This window comes from Roseivirga sp. E12, from assembly GCF_017592825.1.
In the GTDB taxonomy this organism is placed as follows: Bacteria; Bacteroidota; Bacteroidia; order Cytophagales; family Cyclobacteriaceae; genus Roseivirga.
Genome location: NZ_JAGFMD010000001.1, coordinates 666700 through 691589, shown reverse-complemented (window position 1 = coordinate 691589; position 24890 = coordinate 666700). Strand labels below are relative to the sequence as shown.

The window sequence follows — 24890 nt, the reverse complement described above, 5'->3', positions numbered from 1 at the left end:
TAGTATCTTCCGCCTAACTGTAGATAAACCAGAACTCATTCCAATGTCAAAAAGAAGCCTTCTTCAAATAGCCCTATTTACGCTTTTGAGCATTCCTGTACTTGGACAGGATGTAAGTGAATTACTAAAGTCATACAAATTCAGGACTGTCGGGCCCAACCGTGGTGGTCGAGTAACAGCCGTTATGGGCGTTGAAACCCAACCCTCCGTATTCTATATGGGTGCCACTGGTGGAGGTGTTTGGAAAACTGATGATTACGGAATCTCCTGGAAAAACATCTCTGATGGCTACTTTCCAACTCCTTCAATTGGTGCGATAGCTGTTTATCAAAAGCAACCAGATATCCTTTATGTGGGTACAGGTTCGGACGGTATCAGATCCAATGTGATCACTGGTAAAGGTGTCTATAAGTCGATCAATGCTGGAAAGAAATGGGAGTTTGTAGGATTGAAGAATACCGGTCAAATTGGAGCCGTTGAGATTCACCCTGATAATCCAGATGTCGTGTATGTAGCGGCAATTGGCCAGGCATTTGGCAAAAATGAGGATCGTGGGATTTACAAGACTACCGATGGTGGAGCTTCTTGGAACAAAATCCTCTATCACTCAGATAGTGTTGGGTTCTCAGACCTTGAACTTGCCCCAGACGACCCAAATACGATATATGCTGGAGCCTGGAGAGGAGAGCGCAAGCCATGGACCATTATTAGTGGATCAAGTGAAGGTGGCGTTTATAAGTCTACTGATGGTGGCGTCAATTGGGTGAAACTGACTAATGGTTTGCCTACGGCCTTAATTGGTAAGATTGATTTTGCCGTGTCACCTGCCAATCCAAATGTGGTTTACGCTAACATTGAGGCTTCAGAAAACCAAGGAGGGCTTTACAGGTCGGACGATCGTGGAGCGAATTGGGAGTTTGTTTCTGATAACTCGAACTTAACCAATAGACCTTTCTACTATACGAATATATATGCTAACCCAAGGAATGAAAACGTGCTGTATAACAGTGCATTAAGGTTTCTGAAATCTGAGAATGGTGGTAAATCATGGAAGGCTCTAAGAACTCCTCATGGTGACAATCATGATATTTGGATTAACCCAAATGATACATCTATTTGGATTCAGGCAAATGATGGTGGTGCCAACGTGACATTGAATAATGGCAAGTCATGGTCTACTCAGTCTAACCAGCCAACGGCAGAATTGTATCAGGTAGATGTGGATGACCAAACGCCTTATTGGCTTTATGCAGGTCAGCAAGATAATTCAACTATGGCCGTGCCGAGTAAGCAGACTGGAGCTGCGCGCTCTACTATTTTCGGAGTAGGGGGTTGTGAAACAGGTCCTGCAGTGCCTAAACCGGGTAATTCGGACGTTGTGTACTCAAATTGCAAGGGTCGATTCGGAACCTTTGACAAGCGTACTGGTCAGGAAATGCAGTACTATGTCGGTGCAAGTAATATTTATGGTCACAACCCTAAGGACCTGAAATTTAGGTTCCAGCGAGTGGCACCAATCCATATTTCTCCTCACAATCCTAATGTAGTGTATCATACTTCTCAGTATGTCCATAAAACCATGGATGACGGAAAGACATGGCAAATTATTTCTCCAGACCTGACTGCCTTTGAAGATGAGTATCAGGTTGTGCCAGGAGCGCCAATCACTAGAGACGTTACAGGTGAAGAATACTTCAGTACCATTTATGCTATTCAGGAATCAAAAATTCAAGAAGGCCTGATTTGGGTTGGAGCTAACGATGGCCCTGTTCATGTGACAAAAGATGGTGGTGCCAATTGGGAAAGAGTGACTCCAGATATGCCAATTGGCGGTCGAGTAGATGCGGTAGAACCATCCGTACACAACCCTGCCAAAGCTTATGTGGCAATATTAAGATATCAATTGAACGATTATGCTCCATATATCTATAAAACAGAGGATTATGGAAAGACTTGGGAGCTAATCACCACTGGAGACAACGGCTTGCCTGCTGACTATCCAACTCGAGTAATCAGAGAAGACCCCAATAAGGAAGGCGTCCTTTATGCTGGTACCGAGTTTGGACTCTTTATCTCTTTGAATGATGGGGAAACATGGAATGAGTTTAACAATAACTTACCGGTTACACCAATAACGGATATGAAGATTCATCAAGACGATTTGGTGATGTCTACTATGGGTAGAGGTTTCTGGATACTTGACAATATTTCTAGCATTCGAAGCCTGACGGAAGCTGTACAGGAAACTGCCTACTTCTTCAATCCGAAAGATGCGGTTAGGTTCAGAATGAATAGTCGTCAAAGCCCACAACCAGGTGCAAACCTAGAGTACTATATAGCAGATACTAAGCAAGATGTGAGACTCGATATTCTGACCAATTCAGGAAGAGTGGTGAGATCATTTGTTAGTGGTAAGTCAGAACCAGCAGTAGACACTGAGGTGGATATGGCTACTGGTTTCAGTAATGCTCCAGCTTCTGGTGGGCTGTCAAATAAAGCTGGAATCAATCGATTTAACTGGAATATGAGGCATCACGGAGGGTGGAGTGCAAACCCTAATCGTTCTTATCTAGGCAATGGCCCTATGGTATCTACAGGAACATACAAGGCACGTTTGACCATTGGAGGTCAGGTACTCGAAAAGGAGTTTAACGTAAGGTTAGACCCTCGTGCAACTTTAGTAAATGATGCTGATGTTAAAATGCAAGAAGCATTAGCCTTAGCAGTAAGAGATTTTCAAGGAGAGGTTGCCAAGCTGATAAAAACAGTAGGCGAAGAAAGAAAGGCCCTTGAGAACTCTCTTAATCAAGAAAGAGCGAGTAAAAGGGATCAAAGAAAGAAGGAAGCCCTAGATGCGGTGTACTATCAACTAGTGACACCCCCAGGTACATATATGCAACCGATGCTTAGTGCTCAAACTGGTTACCTGAATAGCATGATCGGCCGAGCTGATCAACAGCCTGGCAAGGATGCTTATGACAGGTTCGAAGAGTTGAAGTCTAAGTTTCAAGAGATCAAGAAAGAATTCGAAGCACTTAAGGAAGATTAGTGTCAGAATTGATTTCTAAAAAGTGGTATCAGCGAATTCCGCATCCTATTGTGATGCTCTTCGCGATCATTGTGCTTACTGCCGTATTGAGTCACATCATTCCAGCAGGAAGCTTTGATCGAGAGCTTGTTGATGGCCGACAAAGAGTAATTCCAGACTCTTATAAGGCCATTGAACAGACTCCACTTTCGTTTCTAGACACTTTTTTAGCTATTCCTGGCGGTTTTGCCTCCGCCATCGCCATCATCTTTGTTGTGCTTTCTAGTGGGATCATGTTTGGCATCCTCGAACGTTCAGGGATGATCGAAAACGCTGTGGGTACTTTTATGAAGAAGCTGGGGTTAGAAAGGCGATACCTTGTAGTAGTGCTTATGACTTTTATCTTCGGCATGCTAGGAGTATTTGTCGGTTATGAGAATAATATCGCGCTGATTCCTATCGCTGCTATAACCAGTTTGGCAATAGGTGGGGATTTGATGCTGGCAGCAGCCATTTCAGTAGGAGGTGTGACTGTGGGCTTCGGCTTATCGCCATTTAATCCTTATACCGTGGGTACAGGCCATACGATTGCCGAGATGCCAATGTATTCAGGTTGGCTTATCAGATCTATCTTGTGCCTGAGCGCATTATCTCTTTTGGCCTATTTCAACATTAGGTACTTTAAACGTATTCTTAAAAACCCTCAGAGTAGTCTTTCATTGGGCATTGACACAAAGGGGTTTGAACTCTCCAAACCATTAGAAACTTATCAGATGACAGCCAATAACTGGTTGATCATGGCAATTTTCGTAGGCGGAATGGGCATTATGCTGTTTGGTGTTTTTGAATACCATTGGTACATCAACGAAATATCGGCCATCTTTCTAATGATCTCGATAGCCGCAGGCCTCGCTGGAGGAATGAGTGGTCGAACGATAAGTGAAACTGCCTTGAAATCTGTTTCTGTTGTGGCCCCTGGAGCTTTTATGGTGGGCTTTGCCACTTCCATTAAGGTGGCAATGGAAATGGGTAATATCTCTGATAGTATTGCCTATTATCTGTCCCAAGGCCTATCTCAACTGCCTTTGTATGCTTCGGCAGTTGCCATGTCAGGGGCACAGTCTGTAATCAACTTCTTCATCCCTTCTGGAAGTGGTCAGGCTTTGGCCACATTACCCATAATGATTCCTTTGGGTGATTTATTAGGCCTTACACGTCAGACAACTATCTTGGCCTACCAAATAGGCGATGGTGTCACAAACTTATTTAATCCCACACTTGGTGGTTTGATCGCGATGTTAGCCATGTGTAGAATTCCCTTCGATCGATGGCTAAGGTTTATCATTCCGGTAGTTGGTTTAGTCCTGCTGATTTCATGGACGATATTGCTGATTACGGTATCAATTAACTGGGGACCTGCTTAGTGAATATTGAATTACGAATTTTGAAGGATGAATGATTATAATCTTGATGCAACATACTTGAGGAAGGCATTTGAATTTAAAATTCACAATTAACAATTTAACCTTAGAATTAATGAATGCTGAAGAAATATTGGCCAAGCTGGTGTCATTCCCAGTGTTGGGAGGGGAGAGTAACCTGACAATCATCCATTGGATTAAAGATTATCTGGCAGAACATGGCGTAGAGGGAGTACTTGTTCCAAATGAAGAGGGTACAAAAGCTTCTTTGCATTGCAGGATTGGCCCAGCTGTAGATGGAGGCGTTATTCTGTCGGGTCACACGGATGTTGTGCCTGTGGAAGGTCAGGAATGGACAAGCGAACCCTTTACTCTGACTGATAAACAGGATGGCCTGTTGTATGCTCGTGGTTCATGCGACATGAAGGGATTTGCAGCTTGCTGCCTGGAGGCCTTGCCAGACATGGTGAAAGCCGATTTGAAGAAGCCTATTTATTTTGCCTTCTCGTACGATGAAGAGATTGGTTGTTTAGCGGCCCCCGACTTGGTAAAGGCAATCAATGACTACTATCAAGAAAAACCTCAGTTTGCCATTATTGGAGAGCCTTCAATGATGATTCCGACCATCGGCCAAAAAGGGATTTGCTTATTCGAAACTAGGGTCACTGGGTCAGAGGGACACAGTAGCAGAATTAAGCAAGAAGTCAGCGCTATACACGAATCTATGAGGCTGATCCTCTGGTTAGAGAATAAAATGGACAGCCTGATTGGCGCAGGTCGTACAGACGATCGTTTTACCCCCAATCATACTTCAATACATATTGGTAGAATTGAAGGGGGGATCGCCCCTAATGTGATAGCTCAGGAATGCAATTTCACTTGGGACGTTAGAACCATTCCATCGGAAACTCCTCAAGAGGTTTTCGAAGAATTTGAACAGTATTGTAGAGAAAGAGAAGCTGAACTCAGAAAGGTTTATCCGGGATTCAGCATTACAACTTCTAATATTCATCCGGCCGTACCTGGTTTAGATACACATCAAGATCAAGCGATTGTTGGGTTGACTCAACGACTTGCCGAGTGTGATGATCTGGATGCGGTTTCCTATGCCGCAGAAGCCGGTCAGTTTGCTGAGGGCGGTTTTGAGGCAATTATCTGCGGCCCTGGAGATATTGCACAAGCGCATAGAGCAGATGAATTTGTGTCGAAAGAGCAGTTAGATTGGGGAGTGAGGTTTATGAATAACCTGATTAAAGAATTGTCCTAAGATGAGCTTTGAGCAGTTCATCAAAGACTCGGGAGTGAAATACTCTCAGGTGGTTCGATTCGATGAATACCAGCCCCTTGACTTAAGCAAAGATAATACTGAGCTATCTAAGATTGACTTGAACAGTGAGTCGTCATTCACGGATTATATTTTCACGTTACTTCAAAAAAATGGCAAGACCGTTGGAATAGGGGGCTATGCCGAAGAGAGATCGCTCTATAGTCGAATTGACTTGTTCGAGGGAGAAGAACCTAGAACGATACATCTAGGTGTTGACGTGTGGTCAAAGGCAGGAACTAAGATTTATGCCCCTTTGGAGGGACGTGTTCATTCTTATGCCAATAGAGATGTACATGGGGACTATGGCCCGGTTATTATTCTTGAGCATACAGTGGATGGCAAGGTCTTTCATACGCTCTATGGTCACTTAAGCCTGTCGTCCTTAGAAGGTTTGCATCGGGGTAAGGAGGTTAAGGCAGGCCATCAGGTGGGAACAATGGGAGAGTATGCCGAAAATTATCATTGGCCACCACACCTGCATTTTCAATTATTGTGGGATATGCAAGGTTATGAAGGAGATTACCCAGGAGTGGCAAAGGTTTCAGAAAGAGAGGTTTATCTAAGAAACTGTCCGGATCCTTCAATATTTATCTTAAAATAAATTTTCGTGCTTTGAACTTTTGATTACAAAAGTATGTATGTACATATATAAACTTAAATCATCATGACATACAAAGAAAGAACAGAAGAGATCTATAACATGCTAGGCCAAGGTCAATTGCTCGAGGCATTTGACAAATACTATGCACCAAACGTAGTAATGACAGAACCAAGAGGAACTTGGGAAGGTAAAGAAGCATGTAGAGCGCATGAAGTAGAATTCCTAAACTTCGTCAAGGAGTTTCATAACCTTGAAGTCAAGAGTATTACTTCAGATGAAGCCAATGGTGTTGTAATGCACGAAACAATGATGGACGTTACTTTCCAAGACGGCAATAGAGCTCAAATGGAGCAAGTTGGTGTACAGAAATGGGAAGGTGACCATATCGTGCACGAAAGATTTTATTACAACGGATAATCTTTGCCGAAACGAAAGAATTAAAGCCCCGACCCATAGGGGCTTTTTCTTTAGGCATCCGAAACTATCAATAGGTCATCCCGACAAGGGAGGGGCCTTCTGTGTATTTCAGATAATATGGACTTGCAGGAATGGTTAAGATTCCTCGTACCTCGGAATGACGTTCTAGTTAGAATTTTTCCTACTAATTCAATATCATTAGTCATCCCGAAGAATGAGGGATCCTATCCTCACAGAAAATTCCTCTCCCTATGGATGGTTAAGATTCCTTGTACCTCGGAATGACGTTCTAATTTTGTTCTTGCTCTAGATCCTAATTCTTTAGTCATCCCGACAAAGGAGGGATCCTTACCCCATAGAAAGTCAAAACCTGCGTTAGTGGTAAAGACTCCTTGTGCCTCGGAATGAAGTTTTAATTTAGTTTTTCGAAACTCTATTTCTTGGTCATCCCGAAGAATTCAGGGATCTTCTACGCATAGCAAGTCCTGATCTGTGTTAATGGTTAAGATTCCTTGTACCTCGGAATGGCGTTCTAATTTTGTTCTTGTCTTAGCCCTTAATTCTTTAGTCATCCCGAAGAATTGAGGGATCTTCTACGCATAGCAAATCCTGACCTGTGTTAATGGTTAAGATTCCTTGTACCTCGGAATGGCGTTCTAATTTTGTTCTTGCCTTAGCCCTTAATTCTTTAGTCATCTCGAAAAATTGAGGGGTCTTCTGCGCATAGCAAATCCCGATCTGTGTTAATGGTTGGGATTCCTTGTACCTCGGAATGACGTTCTAACTTTTTTCTTGTCTTAACCCTTAATTCTTTAGTCATCCCGACAAAGGAGGGATCTTTACCCCATTGAAAGTCAATACTGACGCCCAGCCCCAGGTTCTGGCGGCCAGGTAGTGACTTCATGATTGAGGAATTCCCATTTAGGATTCTGACTATTGATGAGTTCTTCTTTCTTTGCCCTTCTCCAGCCCTTGATTTCTTTTTCTCTTTCAATTGCACCAATTGCTGTATGATGGTATTCATAATGAAGGAGGTAATGACAATAGTATCTACCTGTGAAGGTTTTCTTGTTTCCTCTTTCTAAGTAATGTTCCACTAGCCTAGAACTCAGGTCATTTGTAATCCCAGTATATAAGACCTTCTTCGTGGAGTTGGTGAGTATATATACATGAAATCCAGTGTCAGTCATGGAATAAGCTTCTTAGTTCTTAGAAGCCAAACTCACTGTTTGTTCATCATCGCCCTCGCCCCAACTGAGTGTGAATACTCGTTCCACCACCCCATCAAGTGCAGGATTGATGTTAGCAAATTCGTTCAATAAACAGCCGAGAGTTCTTACATAAAAAGACTCGCCAAAAAACGACTTCATTTCAGCGTAAATAACATTAAAGTCTGAATCAAAGCTGTCTTTTCCATCGATGCCCTGTTTCAACTTCACGAGTCCATTGACAAATGACTGTGCGTCTCGTGCTATACCATTGTTCTGATATATGATGTTAGCGACAAAATCATCAGATGAATCATGACCTGCTTGACCTTCTTTGTCAATTAGCATTGTAGATACACCTCCATAAGCAGATAGGTTGTCCTGAGACCTAGAGGCAATGCTGCTCAAAGATTGACTAGGGTTGCTAAGATAGTTTTGCCAAGTGGGACTATACGCTGCAGTCCGCTTCGAGACCGATTGTCTAAGCGGGTAGTTATTCCAATAACTCATCGAGGATGCCATTGCTTTTGCCATCAATCCAATAGTTACATTGTTCCAACCGAGTTGTCCAAGCTGCTGAGTTAAAGCTAGCATAGCCGTTGGTTTGAAGGTAAGTTGAGCATCTGCGGTAATTACCTGCCGGTGAAAGGTGTCAAGGTATTTCTCAACGAGTCTTGGGACTTCACCTTCGTCAATCGCTCCCCACATTATACCCAGGTCTAATAGTTGTTTGAGGTGCTTGACTTTCTTGACCTTCATGCCAGAAGTCATCTGAACATACAAGCTATAGTCAAACTCATCCAAGCTAGGTGCAGCCGAAAAGTTGGGCATTTTGACATTAAAATCAGTTACCCAATCCGTTTCTTCACCCATCCATTGTCTTTGGTAACCAATTACTTGATCAAGGGAAAGCTGTTTTTCACTGGCAGCATTTGTCTGTGTGGATGACACCGTCTTACGAATAGTTTTTCCTGAAAAGACAGGTTTTCCCATAAAAGACAGGCCAAAGCCCCAGCTCTTCTTAATAGTTAGGGTTTTCTGATTTAGGTAGTGGTCCAGTGTAATTTCATCTGTGCCATTTTGAAACTCTGTCAGTAATTGATCCGCATTGAATCCCACTAGTTTCGGGTGCAACTCTTGTAATAGCCCTTCAGTAATAGTAGCGGAGAGTAGTTCTTGATTTTCGCTGATTCTGCTGTATTCGTAGCTGAAAGAAACAGAAGCGCTCGCACTGGCAATTGCTTTGGTAGTACTCTTGGCTTTTTCCTCAATGTTTTTGATCAGTTCATCAAGTGAATTCACAGGGTCAGCTAGAGCATCAAGTTTTAGCCTCTTCAATATCTTATCTAGAAACTCTTTCTCATTGGGAGAAAGACTGTTTGTTTGAAACTTTTGGATCAGTTCAGCAACATTCCCCGCATAATCAGTGACCGAAGCGATGATTTTATCTACAATCTCATTCAATTGAGTTTCGAGCGTTTCTGGGTCTGCAAATTGGATACCTACACTGGCACCAATTTGTCCTGCCGCTGAGCTACTCTTGGTTTTATTAATGGTCACTTTGAACTCATCAGCTCCAGTCCGGGTCATTGCACACAGATAATTGTCTTCCAGGGAGGCGTTGAAACCCACGGAAACTGAAGGACTCATCTGGATGTCTAGTGTTAGATTACCCGGCAACAAATTGGCGAGTGAAGACATACTTTTGGTGAAGATGTCAGACCATGAAAAACCAATTTTTCCTTCCATCTTTCCTCTAGCACTTGTAAAAAGGGCATCGCCAATTGCCAAAGACTCTACAGAAGTCCAATCGAAAATCGAGAGAAAGCTTTTCACATCATTAACCACGGCCATTGGGACCGTGTTGGTAGGAGAGTGCTTCTTATAAAGTCCGGTACTAAAAACACTAGAGAGTGTCAGGTTGAGAGAAAGCCCTCCAGCATTACCGGCACCTGAGCCTGTTGCACCAACATTGAAAGCGTATTTGAGGTAGCTGTCATTCGCAGCACTGAAAGGGGTAATGGCATTGGGACTGTTGATCAGTTTATCGGGGTCTTCATCATCAGTACTGTTGAAAAGCGAAACTGTCATGCTTGCCTCTGGTACTATACTGAAGGTAAAGCCGCCTCCTGAGTAGTCAAATGCTTTTGAAGCCGAAAGTTTTACTGGGTTTTCTAATAAGGATGGGTCGTTTAAAGCCTTGCCTGATTTTAATTCTTCACTATTTTCGACTTTGAATATCTCAGATAGGTCCATGGTGATTGTAGTGTTTAATGCTTAATAATTTGATATAAATTAGTGATTTCAATCGAAACTGAGATGCGCTTTTCAAATTGATCTTATGAAAGTCAATGCCATACTATTAGCCGCAGGATTATCTACTAGAATGAATGGGCCTAACAAGCTATTGCTACCCTTTCAAGGCGGAGCTGTGGTACAATCAGCCTATAGAACATTAAGTAAATCGAAGGTCAATCGGATAACGGTGGTGACGGGTAGAGATGCTGATCAGGTGATGTCAAATCTAAGTTTAAGGCTGAATGATCAATTTTATCATAATTCGAATTTTGAACTGGGTATGACTTACTCTATTCAGTCAGGCCTGAAAGCATCACAGCCTTGTGACGCAATTATGGTTTGTTTAGGAGATATGCCTTGGCTTCAGCTAGCAGACTATGACTTGCTGATGGAGAATTTTAAGGAAAAAGGCGGTTCTGACACTATACAGGTTCCTTGGTATGGCGAGAAAAGAGGGAATCCAGTGATTTTTGGAAAGACGTTCTTTGATGCTATTATGGCACATTCAGAGCCAAATGGCTGTGCTGAAATTGTAAGAGAAAATGAAGCTAATGTTTTGAATCTAAATGTATTCAATGAGCGTTTTATCAAGGATATAGATACCTTAGAAGACTTAGAAAGAGGCCCATTAAATGCTTAGCAAAGACGAACTCATTCGATATAATCGACAAATCATTTTACCGGACTTTGGAACAGAAAGCCAAGAGAAGCTTAAGGCTGCTTCCGTACTGGTAATTGGGGCTGGAGGCTTGGGTGCTCCAAACTTACTATACTTGGCTGCGGCTGGTGTTGGCCGAATTGGGATTATTGATTTTGATGAAGTGAGCATGTCAAACCTTCATCGTCAGGTGCTTTTCACTGAAGGTAATGTAGGTAAGAACAAGGCAGAACTGGCAAAAGAAAGACTATCAGAATTAAATCCAGAAGTGGCTTTCGAAGTATTCACAGAGCCAATCACTTCTGCGAATGCCATCGAACTGATTGGTAATTATGATTTGGTAGTAGATGGCTCTGACAATTTACCCACCAGATACTTGGTAAATGATGCTTGCTATTTCTTAAAGAAGCCTCTTGTTTATGGAGCCATATTTCGTTTCGAGGGACAAGTGTCAGTTTTCAACCTTCCTGCAGATAATGGAGAAAGGACTCCAAACTATCGTGATCTGTTTCCATCGCCTCCGCCACCTGATATGGTGCCAAGTTGTAGTGAAGGTGGTGTTTTAGGAGTTCTTCCGGGAATTATCGGCTCTATGCAAGCCAATGAAGCCATTAAGATCATCACCGGTGTAGGTGAGAGTTTGGCAGGTAAGCTTTTCCTGTATGATGCACTGGATGTTTCTACCAGAACTTTGAATGTGCAAGCCAATGCAGATAACCCATTGTCTGGAGATAATCCAAGCCTGACAGAGTTGATTGACTATGAGGCTTTCTGTAGTGGTGTTATGGAACGGGTGCATCATGAGATCACCGTGAAAGAATTGCGAGAACAAATGCAATCTGGATCAGTCCATGTATTGGACGTTAGAGAGGATTATGAATATGATATCGCCAATATTGGAGGACAGTTAATTCCTTTGAATCAAGTGATAGATCGGAAAGAGGAGATACCCAACGATCGGCAAGTTGTGGTCATGTGCAAGGCAGGAGGTCGTAGCCAAAAGGCTATAGACATGCTTAAAAAAGAAGGTTTTGACAATCTGATCAATCTGAAAGGTGGTATCTTGGCTTGGCAGAAAGAAATTGATTCGAGTCTTGCGACTTACTAAGTTATCGTCATCCCGAACCTGTATGCCGACTGGCAGGCTAGGTTCAGGATCTACAATTTAGAAGATGCTGAAATAGATTCAGCATGACGTATTTTAAAAGGAATCTCCTTTTTTGAATTAGGAGAATGCTTCATTCGCTTGAGGCGTATTCGCAGTGACGACATATAAAGAAATGGAAATACAAATAATAGCTTTTGGTATAGCCAAAGACATCATCAACGGTAAGAAAGTTACCCTGTCATTGACGGATGAGCATACCGTTGGTGAGGCAAGAAGGAAACTCTCATCGGAATTTCCCGACTTTTCAAAATTAGCTTCTTTAAAGTTTGCTGTAAATGCTAACTATGTAGAAGACAATCATCTTCTAACAGCCGATGATGAGGTTGTTTTAATTCCACCAGTAAGTGGGGGCTGATATGAAGGATATATTTATTACAGAAGATCAGCTCGATGCCAAGGCATGTACAGAAGCAGTTACTTATCCAGGAGCTGGAGGCTTGGTCGTTTTCATTGGTACGGTACGCAATCTGACCAAAGGCAGGTCAGTGAAGCACTTGGAGTTTGAGGCTTATGAGCCTATGGCCTTGAAGGAAATGGCAAAGATTGCCAACGAAGCAACGAACAAATGGGGGCTTCATAAAATGGTCATTCATCATAGATTGGGACTAGTGCCCATTGAAGAAGAAGCTGTGGTAATCGCCTGTTCTTCAGCTCATAGAAAAGAAGCTTTCGAAGCTTGTGAATATGCCATCGATACTTTAAAGGAGACGGTGCCCATTTGGAAAAAGGAAGTATTCGAAGACGGAGAGGTGTGGGTTTCCGCTCATCCGTAGAGGAATGACAAATGTTTGATTTTGAATGTTTAATGTGCTCCCCTTGGGGAGCTGTCCAAAGGACTGAGGGGTAAAATGATTAACGCAGAAAAACTAAAACTTCAATTCCCAATTTTTAATCAGAAGACACCTTCTGGTTTAGACCTGACTTATCTGGATAATGGGGCCACTTGTCATAAACCGCAGTCTGTCATTGACGCTATATCTGATTTTTATTCTAAAGGCTACAGCACAGTTGGTCGAGCATCCTATTGGCCTTCTTCTGAAACGACAGTGGCTTTCAGGGAAGTAAGAAAGCTCGTAACTGAGTTTATCAATGCACCTAGTGAAGACGAGGTAGTGTTTAATTTTGGCACGACAGACGGTATCAATAAAATTGCCAATACCTTTCTAAGACCTCGCCTTAGCGCTGGTGATGAGGTAATTACCACTGAGATGGAGCATCACGCGAACCTCTTACCATGGCAGCAGCTCTGTATTGAAAAGGGAGCTAAGCTTAGTATTCTTCCTATTCTTGACACAGGAGACCTAGATTATGAATCCTTTGAAACACTCTTAAACGATAGAGTGAAGTTTGTGGCACTTACAGCAGTGTCTAACGCGCTAGGTGTCAAGAACGACTTAAAGCGTATTTGTGCGATAGCTCGCAAGAAGAATATTCCTGTTTTCATTGATGCTGCACAAAGCGTTTCTCACGATGAGGTAGACGTTCAGGACATTGATTGCGATTTTCTTGTGTTTTCAGGGCATAAAATTTACGGACCTACAGGTGTCGGTGTTCTATATGCAAAAAAGAAATGGCTTGATGCCATGATGCCACTAAGCTATGGCGGTGGCATTGTTAAGGAGGTACAACTTCAGGAGTCGACTTTTGTTGATGGTGTGGCTCGACATGAAGGCGGAACGCCCAATATAGCAGGAGTGTTGGGCTTGGGTGCGGCTATACGCTTCGTTCAATCGATCGGCATGCATGAGATCCATTCATATCTGATGGATATAACTGACTATGCAAAAACCAAGCTGAATGAGATGGATGGTATCAAAGTACTCGGGAACCCAGTGCATCAAGCTCCAACATTGTCTTTTGTAATGGATGGGGTTCACCCTCATGACCTGAGTACATTCTTGAACGAGAAAGGTATTTGTATTCGGGCCGGACACCACTGTGCACAACCACTGATGAAGAAGCTCAAAGTACCAGCCACCACTAGGATGTCACTGGCTATTTATAATACCAAGGCAGACATCGATAAGTTGATTGAGGTGCTAAAAGAAACACAAGCCTTTCTTTCGTGAACGATAGGATAAAAGCCCTATATCGCTCACATATCCTTGTCAATGCCAAGGATGAAAGTCATCAAGGAAAGCTTGAGAATGCTACTCACGTGTTAGAAGCCTATAATCCAATGTGTGGTGATAAGTACACGCTTTACATCAAGTTAGAAGGTGATAAGATATCAAAAGCCTCTTTCGAAGGCTTTGGTTGTGCTATCTCCAAAGCTTCAACTGCTGTGCTGAGCAAGCAATTAGAAGGTAAATCTCTGAAGGAAATGAAGCCCTTGGTTGAGATGTTCTTTGAATTGGTAAACGAGGACTCAGATCAATCTCCTGAATCACTGACGGATAATGAAGACTTACTCGCTTTTGCAGCTGCAAGAGAGTTTCCAGAGCGAAAGACTTGCGCTACGCTGAGTTGGGGGGAGTTAGAGAAATTGGTATAGCTTACGTCATTCTGATCCCGTTTTACGGGAGAAAGAATCTCTTTAATGATGAGGAGATCCTTTCGGTCATACTTCCCTCAGGATGACGAGACATTAGACATGCTGATCAATCAGGACATGATTACCATCTGGGTCGGTCAAAACTATACTGGCAGGACCTGACGTGGACTCATCTGCTTCGCGATCTAGTGCAAGGCCACTTCCTTTTAAAGATTTTTGAATTTCTCTTACATCATCGAAAGACTCAAGAATTTTTGCATCCTGATCCCAACCGGGATTAAAAGTCAAAATGTTCTTTTCAAACATGCCCTGAAAAAGGCCTATTAGCTTATCCTCATTTTTCATGATGAGGTAGTTTCTTTCTGGTGCACCAGCGAAAACACTGAAACCCAGTTTTTCATAAAAGGCTTTTGATACTTGAAGGTCTTTAACGGCTAGACTGACTGAAAATGCTCCTAATTTCATATGGACTTGATTTTTGAAATATTGCGTTGATTCAATTTGTCCATTTTTAAGATCAATTCCCAAAACTGATCTTGATTAAGGAGTAAGAATGTGTTATCCGTCTGATCGCTCCAAGCGGTCGGATGGTTTCAGGTCTGGGTAGTTTTAGGTTCTTCACTATGCTCAGAAAAGAAAGAAGGGAGTGAGGGCTTATGATTCTATTCTTTATAAACCTTTCTATCCCGACTTTATGGAGTGAACTTGATCATCATCTTGTATGGACTGTTTGTATAATCAGTGTCCTCTGCGAGAGACACTGATTGATGTAATCGTCACCCTGCCCAGAAGCTTCGGGGTATTTCAGGGTCTCAGTTTTTGGTTAGGTAGAGTGTAGATGCTGAAACAAACCTGTCTGTCGGTAGACAGGTTCAGCATGACGTGTTTATTAAGCTCTATTCGATCAAGAGTACGTTTCTAACACTACTTAAACTCTGGCTTAAGACCTGCCAGTGCTCACCGTTGTCTTCAGATAAGTAGAGGTTACCATTGTTGCTTCCAAAGGCCATAGTTTGCTGATTTCTGGCAAAACTAGCCCTTAGCACTAAGTCAAATGCCGCTTCTTGCGGTAGACCGCTTGATTGGGCTTTCCAGGATTTGCCGGCATTTGTTGTTTTATAGACGGCAAGTTTATTCTGAATTGGGTAGCGAAGATCATCTGACTGTGCCGGAATGACCCAAGCTGTATTTACATCCTCTTCGTCAATAACCATGGCAAAGCCATATGCAGCCTTGCCATTGGGATCAGAAACATCATTCCATGTATGACCACCATCTTCAGAGCGATAGATGCCACAATGGTTTTGTTGCCAAAGGATATTGGAATCCCTTGGGTGTCTCAAAATGATATGGGGGTCATGGCCAACCTCTATCTCGGAATTAGGTAAAAAGAAGGATTTAAGCCCTTTATTACTTGGTTTCCAGATATTGCCCAAGTCTTGGGACTGAAAGACACCAGCACAACTAATACCCACGATCAACGCATTGCTATCATCGGGATGCATAACAAGTGTATGCAGGAAGGGACTGTTGCTTCCTTTGCCGCCACCTTGCCAGGTAGATCTACTTTCATGTTTAGAAAGCCTAGATAACTCTTGGAACGATTGACCGCCATCTTTGGATAAGAAGAGCGCGGCAGGTTCTGTGCCAACATAAAGTCTTTCGATTGGGCCTATGCTTTGACTTTCTATTTTCCAGATTGATTTGAGCGAATAGGGAGTCGATGGATCGAACTTTGGGGTAGTAAGCTCATCGAAAGTTTCACCTTGGTCTTTCGAGATGTAGAGCTTTGGCCCCCAATGCTTATGGTTAATCGCTACCCACCAATGACCCGCAGCATCCTGATGAAAAGCACCAATGGGCATGCCGATAAAGTGGATGTCGGATAACTTCCATACGCCTTTGATCTTCTCGTAGATGATCAATCCTTTATCTGTACCTATGATGAGTTTCATGTTGTTTGACGTCATTCTGAGCGGAACTGTGTGGAGCGAAGAATCTCGTGAATTGAAAGAATAGATTCTTCACTACGCTACGCTTCATTCAGAATGACGGTAAGTAATTAAGGTTCATAATCCGACTTGCCTCCAGTCTTTTTGATCAGTTTAGTCTCTTTAATCACAATGTTATGTGAGAACGCCTTACACATATCATAAATGGTCAGTGCGGCCACTGAAGCACCTGTTAGTGCTTCCATTTCAACACCTGTTTTGCCGCTGCATTTGGCAAGACTTGTAATCATCACTTCAAGTTGATCATTCACTTGAATCTGGATATCGACCTTATTCAAATTCAATTGATGACAAAGTGGTACTAACTCAGAGGTCCTTTTCGCCCCTTGAATACCAGCAATGATAGCGGTTTGAAAAACGGGACCTTTAAGGGTCTTGATTTCGCCATGCGCAATATGGGGCTTCATGTCATCTGGAAGCTGTACGATCGCCTGGGCGATGGCCGTTCGTTCAGTCACTTCCTTTTGACCAACATCCACCATTGAAGGCGATTCCTGATCGATATGCGTGAATTTCTTAGTCATTAAAAATCCTTTCGGTACAAAATATACGGATAAACTTCTCCCTTCTTAAACTCAGATTTGTCACTTGGTAAAATCACAAACCCATTGGCCTGACTCATGTTGGCAAAGTCACCCGAACCATGCCCTCTAAACGGTGTGGCTTCCAGCTCTCCAGAATTGCTAAACTCGGCTCTACATTCCAAGAAGTAGGTGAGAGGCGGTGTGAATTCAATGTCCTGATTAAGCTTGACGTAAATGGTTTGCTTGCTGATACCAAGGGAAGTACTTAGCCAGTGTTTGATATATACATTGGCACAAGCGAAGGTGGATACCGGATTTCCAGGCAACGCAAAGACAGTTGTGCCATTTGGGGCGGTGCCAAACCAGAACGGTTTTCCTGGTCTTTGCTTTACTTTATGGAAGTGCTTCACGACCCCAAGCTCCTCCAGAACTTCCGGAAGAAAGTCAAACTTACCTCTTGATACTCCACCGGTAAGTACTAATAAATCAACTGTTGATATGATTGATGACAACTCATTCATCATCAATTCTTTATTGTCTTTCAAATGGTATTGTTTTGCCTCAATGTTCCACTGTTTTAAGAGGTCTTGAACACCATAATTACTAGATCGTCTAATCTGATGATCTAGAGGTATTTCGTCAATGCTAACCAGTTCGTCTCCTGTAGTAATAATGGCAGCCTTGGGCACTAAGCGTACTTCAAGAGTCGGTTTGCCAATGGAGGCCGCAATGATCATTTCGGGAGCCCCAAGCACTGTACCTTTGGACAATACTACATCGCTCTGCTTTTTATCTTCCCCTTTAAAATGTACGTTTTGGCGATGCTTTATCGTCTCGATATTAATAGTAGCAATATTGTCTTCTATGCTAATGTCTTCATAACGAATAACAGTGTCGGCATTGAGCGGAAGCATGGCTCCGGTCATGATTTGAACACATTTGGATGGATCTTCAAGGCTTGATTGAGGCATTCCCGCACCGATGGTTTTTTCTATCTCGAAGCTTCTCTGCCCATTGGAAAAGGACTCGTAATTGATGGAAATACCATCCATAGTTACTCTATCTAAGGGAGGGAAGTCACGATCGGCATAGAGGTCTTCATTCAATACATGACCATCGATCTCTTCAAGCTTCAAATATCCCAATTTAGGCTTAAAAGGGTGTTTTGAGATAATGTCTAATGCTTCGTGATAGGTTATCATTCGGAATGTTTAATGTTTAAGGGTTGATGTTTAATGTGCAATTCAAAATTTATCATTCAACATTAACAATTACCTACCCTCCAATTGTGGCCATAGATTCAAAGGAGCTTGAGTTTGAAGGTTTTTGCTTCTCAGCTTCAAAACCGTCTTTGGCACGTTGTGAAAAAAGATTCTTGAACTGCGTTTCAATTTCTTGATCAGTTGCCCCATCTCGCATAAAGTCTCTAAAGCTGAAACCACCATTTTGGTAAAGGCATGTTTTTAGCTCGCCTTTTGGTGTTAATCTGATACGGTCGCAACTGCCACAAATGGTTCGTGTATAGGCTGGAATAATGCCAATACTGCCTTTTGCTTGAGGTAGTTTATAGTTGTAAGAGGTGGAGCTCTTTTCGTCTTCTATCTTGATGAGACCTGGGTAAGTAGACTGGATATGCTCTAGAATACGGTTATGGTTCCACTCGATAGGAGTATAGCCCTTTGAGCCTCCATTGAAGGGCATTTCTTCAATGAACCTTACACTCACGTTGTCCTCTATAGTTAATGCGCACATGGACAAAATATCATCCAGATTATGCTCCTGCATTACTACAGCATTGATTTTGGTATTGATGCCCGCATCGAGTAGTGTCCTATAATAGGTCATCACTTGGTCGAACTCATCCCTGCGTGTGATCTTATGGAAGCGTTCTCGGTCAAGACAATCAAGACTTAAGTTGACAGCATGAATACCCATGGCTTTCAATTCATCAATTTGGCTCAATGGTCCAGTTCCATTGGTTGTAATACTTAGGCGATCGATGCCTTCAATGCCAGAAACAGTTTTCATAAAAGGAACTAGGTCCTTCCTGACAAAGGGTTCGCCCCCTGTGATTCTGACTTTTGATATGCCCAGTTTGGCTAGAATACGGATCAGCCTTTCCATTTCCTCGTAACTGAGAATCTGAGACTTCTTGCTGAAATTCAAGCCTTCCTCCGGCATACAATAGAAACAGCGCAGGTTACAGCGATCGGTAACTGCGAGTCTTAGATAATTGAGTTGTCTGCCGTGATTATCGAAAAGCAAATTGAATGTATATTCGTTATCAATTCAAATATACTGGCAAAGCGTACATAATGTTAGACATTCTTCCACGAATAAGAGAGCTGATTACAGAAAACACAGAATTCGCCATGGCAACGGTGGTGAAGACTTGGAGAAGTTCCCCAAGGCAGCCAGGTTCTTGTCTGATTGTGACCAAAGACGGTGACATGATCGGATCAGTGAGCGGTGGGTGTGTGGAAAATGCTGTGGTCAAAAAGGCATTGAAGGTGCTGGAAACTGGCGTTTCTGAGCTAGTCAAGTTTGGGGTAGCTAATGAAGATGCCTGGGAGGTTGGCCTAAGTTGTGGGGGAGAAGTTTGGGTTCACGTTTCGAGGTTCTACCCGGCAGCCTTATGGGTTAAACTTGATGAAAGCATCTCCACTAATCAGGGATTGGCGATTGTTACCAACCTCAATACAGGTGATCAGTCCACTTTTATTTCGAGCGGTACACAGCCGGATGGTTTAATGTCATTAGTTGCCGAAGAATACGTCAAGCGAAACAATACGTTGATAGATTATCAAGGGACGAACTACTTTATACATAGCTTTCCGCCAAAGAATAAGATGCTTTTAATCGGTTCTGCTCATATCACAGCTGAATTGATTGATTTGGCTCATACCTATGGTTTTGAGACGATTGTTATCGATCCTAGAGATACATTCGCCCATAAAACCGACTACAGAACCGCTCCTGATCAGTTACTCGTTAATTGGCCACAGGAAGTACTAGGTAATTATGCTTTGGACAACGAAACCTACGCGGTGATACTTTCGCATGATCCCAAGATTGATGATGAGGCCTTAAAGATTTTACTGCCATCAAAAGTGAGGTACATTGGGGCCCTGGGTAGCAAGAAGACACACGCCAAACGTGTGGAGCGATTGAAGGACTATGGTTTCTCAGATGAAGAGATTGATCGTATTCATGCCCCAATTGGACTCCATATTGGTGCAATGTCAGCTAAAGAAATAGCACTCAGCGTAATTTCGGAGGTGGTTAAAATAAAGAATCTATTTTAAGCCAAGCTTTTTCCCGTGGCGCATTAGCTCCGAAATAAACGATCATATAACTCTATTTATAAAGAGAGTTAAAACTCAAACCCGTTCCCTCAAGGGTTGTTCTAACCTGAAAGACGTAACCTTCCTCTGATTGTAAGTATCCCCAGTTTGTTACTCCATATCCAATATTGGATCCGTCACTACGAAAAATAATATTTCCGATACCATTGTCTAACGCGATAAGTCTAAAACTGATGAGTATATTATCTTCATATACATTGGCCAGATTCATAATGACTTTTTGATCCACTGAAATCGTGAAAGGGGCACTATCTGGTGAAACGTTAGGAACTGTTGTGCTTCTGAAGATTAAATCATCATCTCTCCAGTATTCTATATACACATCGGCTGTCCTGTCGGCTGACCAATCAGGGAAGTCACCAAGGGAGTTCCAGTTTAGAGATTCTATTTCTATGTTTTGCAGTAACCTGTCAGTGATATGAATATCTCTGGTGGCGGTATTTTTCTGACCTGTTGCACTGATCACGCTTTGTGAAATCGTATATGTTCCTGACGAAGCATATGAAATGCGAGGTTCTTTATCCGTAGAAGTCTCACCATTTCCAAAGTCCCAAAAGTATTCTTCACCATCAGTACTCTTGTCAATAAGCTCAATGGCCTCGAATGTGGAGAAAGGTCGGTTTGCTATAAATATTTTAAAGGCATGTTCAAAATCAAAATCAGCTACTGGTTCAATTGGAGTTGTATCATTGTTCTTACAGGCTCCGAGAAGAAATAACAACTGAACTATGATTAGTACTTTGAGCTTTTTCATTCCTTGAATTAACTTGAAATACATGCCAAGATAAGCAAATAACGAGCCATATATAGAGTGTATTATAAATACTCAGCAGGCTTGCAATGACGTTCATTAAGGGGCGCAGCAAAAAAACTGATGCTAAGCGTAATTTCGGAAATGGTCAAGGTGAAAAACTTAGTTTAGGTTAATCGCTCTAAAAAGACGCTTTCCTATGTTGAGCGTAGCCGAAACATCTTATCTTTTCAAAAGAACTAAAGGCCAAAAGTTATCTCGACAAGCTCGATATAAAAAGGGGATGGGTTATTGATTGTTATCTCGGGATATCAGAATTAGTACGAGACTTGCGTGTATTTTTGAAGTCATTGGTTATCCAACCGGTTTCACCTGCGCTATTGCTTACTAACCAGAAGTCTCTGTTTTTACCGAGAACGGATAGCTCTTCATCAGATGAGACTTGTGCATAGAAGGCTCGTCTGTCTGGCTTCTTCAACAGAATACCCTCTGTATGGGTGTAAAGTCTTTCCAAAGGCATTTCCAATGAAGTCAAGGCATTCTTACTGACATAGCCTGAGCGACCATCAGGTAACTCAATGCGATATTGGTTGGCATTGATACCTATTGCTGTGGCAATTTGATCTTTGCTCAATCGGACTGAATTTCTTCCATTGAGATTCGTGCGCATGCTTATATCTTTATTCAGTCTGACCTCAGCACCAAGAAGATCAAGTGTTCCATTTACTCTTCTCAGCCGTTTTCCCTGAGCTCTTAGATGGTTGATGGGGTTTTTAGCACCGTTCTGGTAAATGCCAAAATGAAGGTGAGGAGGGGTGGTTCTTGCATTGCCAGTATTACCTACAGTACCAAGCGTATCGCCTAGCTTAATACGATCGCCTTTCTCTACCAAAATTTCATTTAAGTGAGCGAAATACAGACTCTGAGATCGCTTGGAGTCATAAAGCCAAACAACATTACCGCCAATACCTCGGACGCCTGCGGTTCTCACATAGCCGTCAGTCGGTGCCAGAATTGGAGTGCCCCTTGGCGCGAAAATATCAACCCCTTCATGGCTTCTGCGTCCTCCATCACGATCGGCACCCCAGAAGCTCTGAATAGCACTGGCTGTCTTGCCAGCTACGGGAAAGCTTAATGAGGGAACATTTTCAATAGTGATTTTGAATTGACCTCCCCTTAGAAGTTCTGGTTGAAAGCGTAAAACATATTCTGCATCCCTTCTTGGTTCGAACCCTAGTAAGAGTTCGACACTATCGGCACTGGCTACATGCCGAAAAGTCTCTGTTTCATCCACCCGAAATAAATCGACAAATGTCTTCATTTCCGTTTGCGATAGCCTTGTAACCTTCACTTGTACTTTCTGACCTTTCTTTGCATTGAAGCGAAAACCCAAGGCGGTGGCTGCTTTGTCGTCAACATAAATGGCTTCTTCATAAGGAGAGGAGATGCTTATGGGAGTCTCTAGCGCACTTTTAGCCAAATTAGACCAGTCTTGTCCCAAAGCAGTGTTCAAGAGGTTGGCTTGTTTTAAAGCATGCTGGTAAGCCTCATGATCATTTCGGGGCTTGAAGGCAATGGGTATTTTTTCTTCTTGGCAAGCGGATAATAATACAAACAATGCTATGACTAGCGTGGTGGCGATGCGTGAGCGCATTTCTTTGAGTTGAGTTTTGACCTATCTGATACACTAACTCACAAATGGCAAGTCAGGTTTCATTTACTAAATATGAACGAAAAAGTCGGATGATATTTTATATTCAATTTCAATTAGCCTAATTGATATACATTGACCTCAATCTTAAACTCTTAAAATGTACGTAAGGAGAAAAATTAGACCAGCTGTTGTCCTGAAATTTGCTTGGAAGAACATACTGCTTTCAACCCTATGGGCGGCTATAGTAGTCTTCGTTTATCAGGAACTTTCGGATCATAAGCTTCACATTGGCATACCATTCTTACCCTTAAGTACTATAGGTATTGCTGTTGCCTTTTATGTTGGTTTTAAAAACAACCAAGCCTACGATCGTTTTTGGGAAGGTCGAAAGATCTGGGGTGGTATTGTCAATTATAGTAGGACTTGGGCCAATCAGGTGTTATCGTATATGGATTGCTCTCCACAGCTTTCTAAGGACGAGATGCTGGTTATTCAAGAACGATTAGTGAAAAGGCATTTGTCCTGGATTAATGCGCTCCGAATTCAATTAAGGGCCACCACAATTTTCGATAGAGAGAATCTAACTTATGTGCCCAGTTTTAGCTTGGAGAATGATAGAGACTGCAAAGACCATATCTCAAAATACATAGCCAATGATGAGTATGAACGGGTAATGGATAAGTTTAACCCAGCTACACACCTGAATAGGTTACAAGGTCAGGATCTAGCTATGCTGCGTAAGAATGGTTCAATTAATGATTTCCAGCATATCAATTTGATGGATACGTTGGCGGAGTTTTACAACCTGCAAGGCATGTGTGAACGCATAAAAAGCACGCCTTTTCCTCGACAGTTTGCTTACTTCAGTTCATTGTTCGTTTGGATCTTTGTTTTACTATTACCCTTTGGAATGGTTGAGGAATTCAATGATATCCAGGATGGTAATATTGTATGGCTTACGGTTCCCTTTAGCGCACTCGTAGCTTGGGTTTTCAATTCCATGGAGGTGATAGGCGATAATAGTGAAGATCCTTTCGAAAACTATATCAATGACGTACCTATGAGTGCCATCTGCAGAACAATCGAAAGAGATTTATTGCAACTGATTGATGAAGATCCAGCCAACATTCCAGAGAAGGTGCAGCCGGTAAATGATATTCTGCTTTAATTATCGTAGGCACCATTAAGCCATAGCCAAAAGCGCTTCAGTGGATTGCCACTCCTTTGGGTTGACTTCTTAGCTATACTGCCCTTGTGGACAGTTTGTGTAGTCGGTGCTACATGGGCTTCAGGTCCTTGAACTGCCTTCTTTTTCTTTTTAGGAGCTGTATTTACAAGCTTTGCCTTTACGTTTTCTTCGTAATGTTTTCTCTTAAGCTCCTTGAGACGTTGCTCTTGTTCAAACTTCTTTTTTAGAGCAAGTCTTTCAGCTTTTTTCCGCTCTTCAGTAGGAGATAGGGTGTTTCTATTTCGGCCTCGACTATTTCGATCTCTTCTGTTAGAATTTCGCTCGCGTGCCTTCCTTTCAGGTTTCTTTGGCTCTTCCTTATCCTTTTCCTTAACTACAGGCTCTGGTAAATCAATTTTACCCACCACTTTTAAACCCTCTAAATGAGGTTTCTCGGCCTTGTAAAGCTCGAGGCCATCAGTTTGGGCATGGAATTCTTCTTCGAGCGTGATAACCTGAGGTCTGAGAGACTCGATGAATTCAGGTGTTTCTGGTTCAGCTGGAGTTTCAGTGATGTCTTGTGATGGTGCCTCGACTTTCTCTTCTATTATTTCATTCTCTTGAGACTCTTCTTCGACAACAGGTTGAAACTCATTTTGCACAAAGACTAATTCCTCTTCGGTTAACTTAACATTAGGATGATTATTTACCTCACGGAAATTGTCTTGCAGTAGCTTTACTATTTTATCAGGAGAGATATCTAGTTGTCTGGAAAGTTGTCCGAGTCGCATGCTTT

The 24890-nt window shown here is 42.4% G+C and carries 23 protein-coding genes; 13 read left to right on the top strand and 10 right to left on the bottom strand.

Features of this window, described 5'->3' with window-relative positions; genetic code table 11:
- Positions 1–43: 43 nt before the first annotated feature.
- The 5 genes from J4E76_RS02970 (at position 44) to J4E76_RS02950 (ending at position 6794) form a co-directional block, all read left to right on the top strand.
- A complete protein-coding gene (locus J4E76_RS02970) occupies positions 44–3049 on the top strand; it encodes a hypothetical protein (protein ID WP_208501141.1) in 3006 nt (1001 codons plus the stop codon).
- Positions 3049–4452, top strand: a complete 1404-nt coding sequence (locus J4E76_RS02965; protein ID WP_208501139.1) for an AbgT family transporter — start codon at positions 3049–3051, stop codon at positions 4450–4452. The genes J4E76_RS02970 and J4E76_RS02965 overlap by 1 nt, the downstream gene beginning before the upstream one ends.
- Before the next feature lie 112 nt (positions 4453–4564).
- Positions 4565–5716 (top strand): acetylornithine deacetylase, encoded by a 1152-nt coding sequence (gene argE, locus J4E76_RS02960; RefSeq protein WP_208501137.1) that lies wholly within the window; start codon positions 4565–4567, stop codon positions 5714–5716.
- 1 nt (position 5717) lies between these two features.
- Positions 5718–6377 (top strand): peptidoglycan DD-metalloendopeptidase family protein, encoded by a 660-nt coding sequence (locus J4E76_RS02955; protein ID WP_208501135.1) that lies wholly within the window; start codon positions 5718–5720, stop codon positions 6375–6377.
- Between the two features lie 63 nt (positions 6378–6440).
- The gene (locus tag J4E76_RS02950) at positions 6441–6794 is read left to right on the top strand and encodes a nuclear transport factor 2 family protein (protein ID WP_208501134.1); all 354 of its coding nucleotides are present in this window, start codon (positions 6441–6443) and stop codon (positions 6792–6794) included.
- A gap of 854 nt (positions 6795–7648) precedes the next feature.
- Here the strand turns inward: J4E76_RS02950 and J4E76_RS02945 are convergent.
- Together J4E76_RS02945 and J4E76_RS02940 are read right to left on the bottom strand one after the other, a co-directional pair.
- A complete protein-coding gene (locus J4E76_RS02945) occupies positions 7649–7984 on the bottom strand; it encodes a GIY-YIG nuclease family protein (protein ID WP_208501133.1) in 336 nt (111 codons plus the stop codon).
- A gap of 12 nt (positions 7985–7996) precedes the next feature.
- Positions 7997–10258 (bottom strand): hypothetical protein, encoded by a 2262-nt coding sequence (locus J4E76_RS02940; protein ID WP_208501132.1) that lies wholly within the window; start codon positions 10256–10258, stop codon positions 7997–7999.
- A gap of 85 nt (positions 10259–10343) precedes the next feature.
- Between J4E76_RS02940 and J4E76_RS02935 the strand changes: the two genes are divergently transcribed.
- The 6 genes from J4E76_RS02935 (at position 10344) to sufU (ending at position 14620) form a co-directional block, all read left to right on the top strand.
- Positions 10344–10940 (top strand): NTP transferase domain-containing protein, encoded by a 597-nt coding sequence (locus tag J4E76_RS02935; RefSeq protein WP_208501131.1) that lies wholly within the window; start codon positions 10344–10346, stop codon positions 10938–10940.
- The gene (moeB, locus tag J4E76_RS02930; RefSeq protein WP_208501130.1) at positions 10933–12066 is read left to right on the top strand and encodes a molybdopterin-synthase adenylyltransferase MoeB; all 1134 of its coding nucleotides are present in this window, start codon (positions 10933–10935) and stop codon (positions 12064–12066) included. Before J4E76_RS02935 ends, moeB begins: the two co-directional genes overlap by 8 nt.
- Before the next feature lie 172 nt (positions 12067–12238).
- A complete protein-coding gene (locus tag J4E76_RS02925) occupies positions 12239–12481 on the top strand; it encodes a MoaD/ThiS family protein (protein WP_208501129.1) in 243 nt (80 codons plus the stop codon).
- A 1-nt stretch (position 12482) separates the two neighbouring features.
- Complete coding sequence (locus tag J4E76_RS02920; protein ID WP_208501128.1) at positions 12483–12899, top strand: molybdenum cofactor biosynthesis protein MoaE; 417 nt, start codon at positions 12483–12485, stop codon at positions 12897–12899.
- A gap of 75 nt (positions 12900–12974) precedes the next feature.
- Complete coding sequence (locus tag J4E76_RS02915) at positions 12975–14195, top strand: aminotransferase class V-fold PLP-dependent enzyme (protein ID WP_208501125.1); 1221 nt, start codon at positions 12975–12977, stop codon at positions 14193–14195.
- The gene (gene sufU, locus J4E76_RS02910; protein ID WP_208501124.1) at positions 14192–14620 is read left to right on the top strand and encodes a Fe-S cluster assembly sulfur transfer protein SufU; all 429 of its coding nucleotides are present in this window, start codon (positions 14192–14194) and stop codon (positions 14618–14620) included. Before J4E76_RS02915 ends, sufU begins: the two co-directional genes overlap by 4 nt.
- 93 nt (positions 14621–14713) lie before the next feature.
- On the opposite strand, the gene J4E76_RS02905 is transcribed toward sufU, so the two are convergent.
- The 5 genes from J4E76_RS02905 to moaA form a co-directional block, all read right to left on the bottom strand.
- The gene (locus tag J4E76_RS02905) at positions 14714–15085 is read right to left on the bottom strand and encodes a VOC family protein (protein ID WP_208501122.1); all 372 of its coding nucleotides are present in this window, start codon (positions 15083–15085) and stop codon (positions 14714–14716) included.
- A 431-nt stretch (positions 15086–15516) separates the two neighbouring features.
- The gene (locus J4E76_RS02900; protein ID WP_208501120.1) at positions 15517–16575 is read right to left on the bottom strand and encodes a glycosyl hydrolase; all 1059 of its coding nucleotides are present in this window, start codon (positions 16573–16575) and stop codon (positions 15517–15519) included.
- A 107-nt stretch (positions 16576–16682) separates the two neighbouring features.
- Positions 16683–17156: a cyclic pyranopterin monophosphate synthase MoaC gene (gene moaC, locus J4E76_RS02895; RefSeq protein ID WP_208501118.1), complete on the bottom strand. Its 474-nt coding sequence runs from the start codon at positions 17154–17156 to the stop codon at positions 16683–16685.
- Complete coding sequence (locus tag J4E76_RS02890; RefSeq protein ID WP_208501116.1) at positions 17156–18358, bottom strand: molybdopterin molybdotransferase MoeA; 1203 nt, start codon at positions 18356–18358, stop codon at positions 17156–17158. Before J4E76_RS02890 ends, moaC begins: the two co-directional genes overlap by 1 nt.
- Before the next feature lie 73 nt (positions 18359–18431).
- On the bottom strand, positions 18432–19421 hold the full coding sequence (gene moaA / locus J4E76_RS02885) for a GTP 3',8-cyclase MoaA (protein WP_208501114.1): 990 nt from the start codon (positions 19419–19421) through the stop codon (positions 18432–18434).
- Positions 19422–19426: 5 nt separating this feature from the next.
- Between moaA and J4E76_RS02880 the strand changes: the two genes are divergently transcribed.
- Positions 19427–20461, top strand: a complete 1035-nt coding sequence (locus J4E76_RS02880) for an XdhC family protein (protein ID WP_208501112.1) — start codon at positions 19427–19429, stop codon at positions 20459–20461.
- Positions 20462–20513: 52 nt separating this feature from the next.
- Here J4E76_RS02880 and J4E76_RS02875 read toward each other — a convergent pair whose 3' ends face one another.
- Both J4E76_RS02875 and J4E76_RS02870 read right to left on the bottom strand, forming a co-directional pair.
- Positions 20514–21275, bottom strand: a complete 762-nt coding sequence (locus J4E76_RS02875) for a PKD domain-containing protein (protein ID WP_208501110.1) — start codon at positions 21273–21275, stop codon at positions 20514–20516.
- 295 nt (positions 21276–21570) lie between these two features.
- Positions 21571–22926: a M23 family metallopeptidase gene (locus J4E76_RS02870; RefSeq protein WP_208501109.1), complete on the bottom strand. Its 1356-nt coding sequence runs from the start codon at positions 22924–22926 to the stop codon at positions 21571–21573.
- Between the two features lie 157 nt (positions 22927–23083).
- Between J4E76_RS02870 and J4E76_RS02865 the strand changes: the two genes are divergently transcribed.
- A complete protein-coding gene (locus tag J4E76_RS02865; RefSeq protein ID WP_208501107.1) occupies positions 23084–24094 on the top strand; it encodes a bestrophin family protein in 1011 nt (336 codons plus the stop codon).
- Here J4E76_RS02865 and J4E76_RS02860 read toward each other — a convergent pair.
- Positions 24091–24885, bottom strand: coding sequence for a hypothetical protein (locus J4E76_RS02860; RefSeq protein ID WP_208501106.1), 795 nt, complete (start codon positions 24883–24885; stop codon positions 24091–24093). The two genes, J4E76_RS02865 and J4E76_RS02860, sit on opposite strands and share 4 nt — an antisense overlap.
- Positions 24886–24890: the final 5 nt, after the last annotated feature.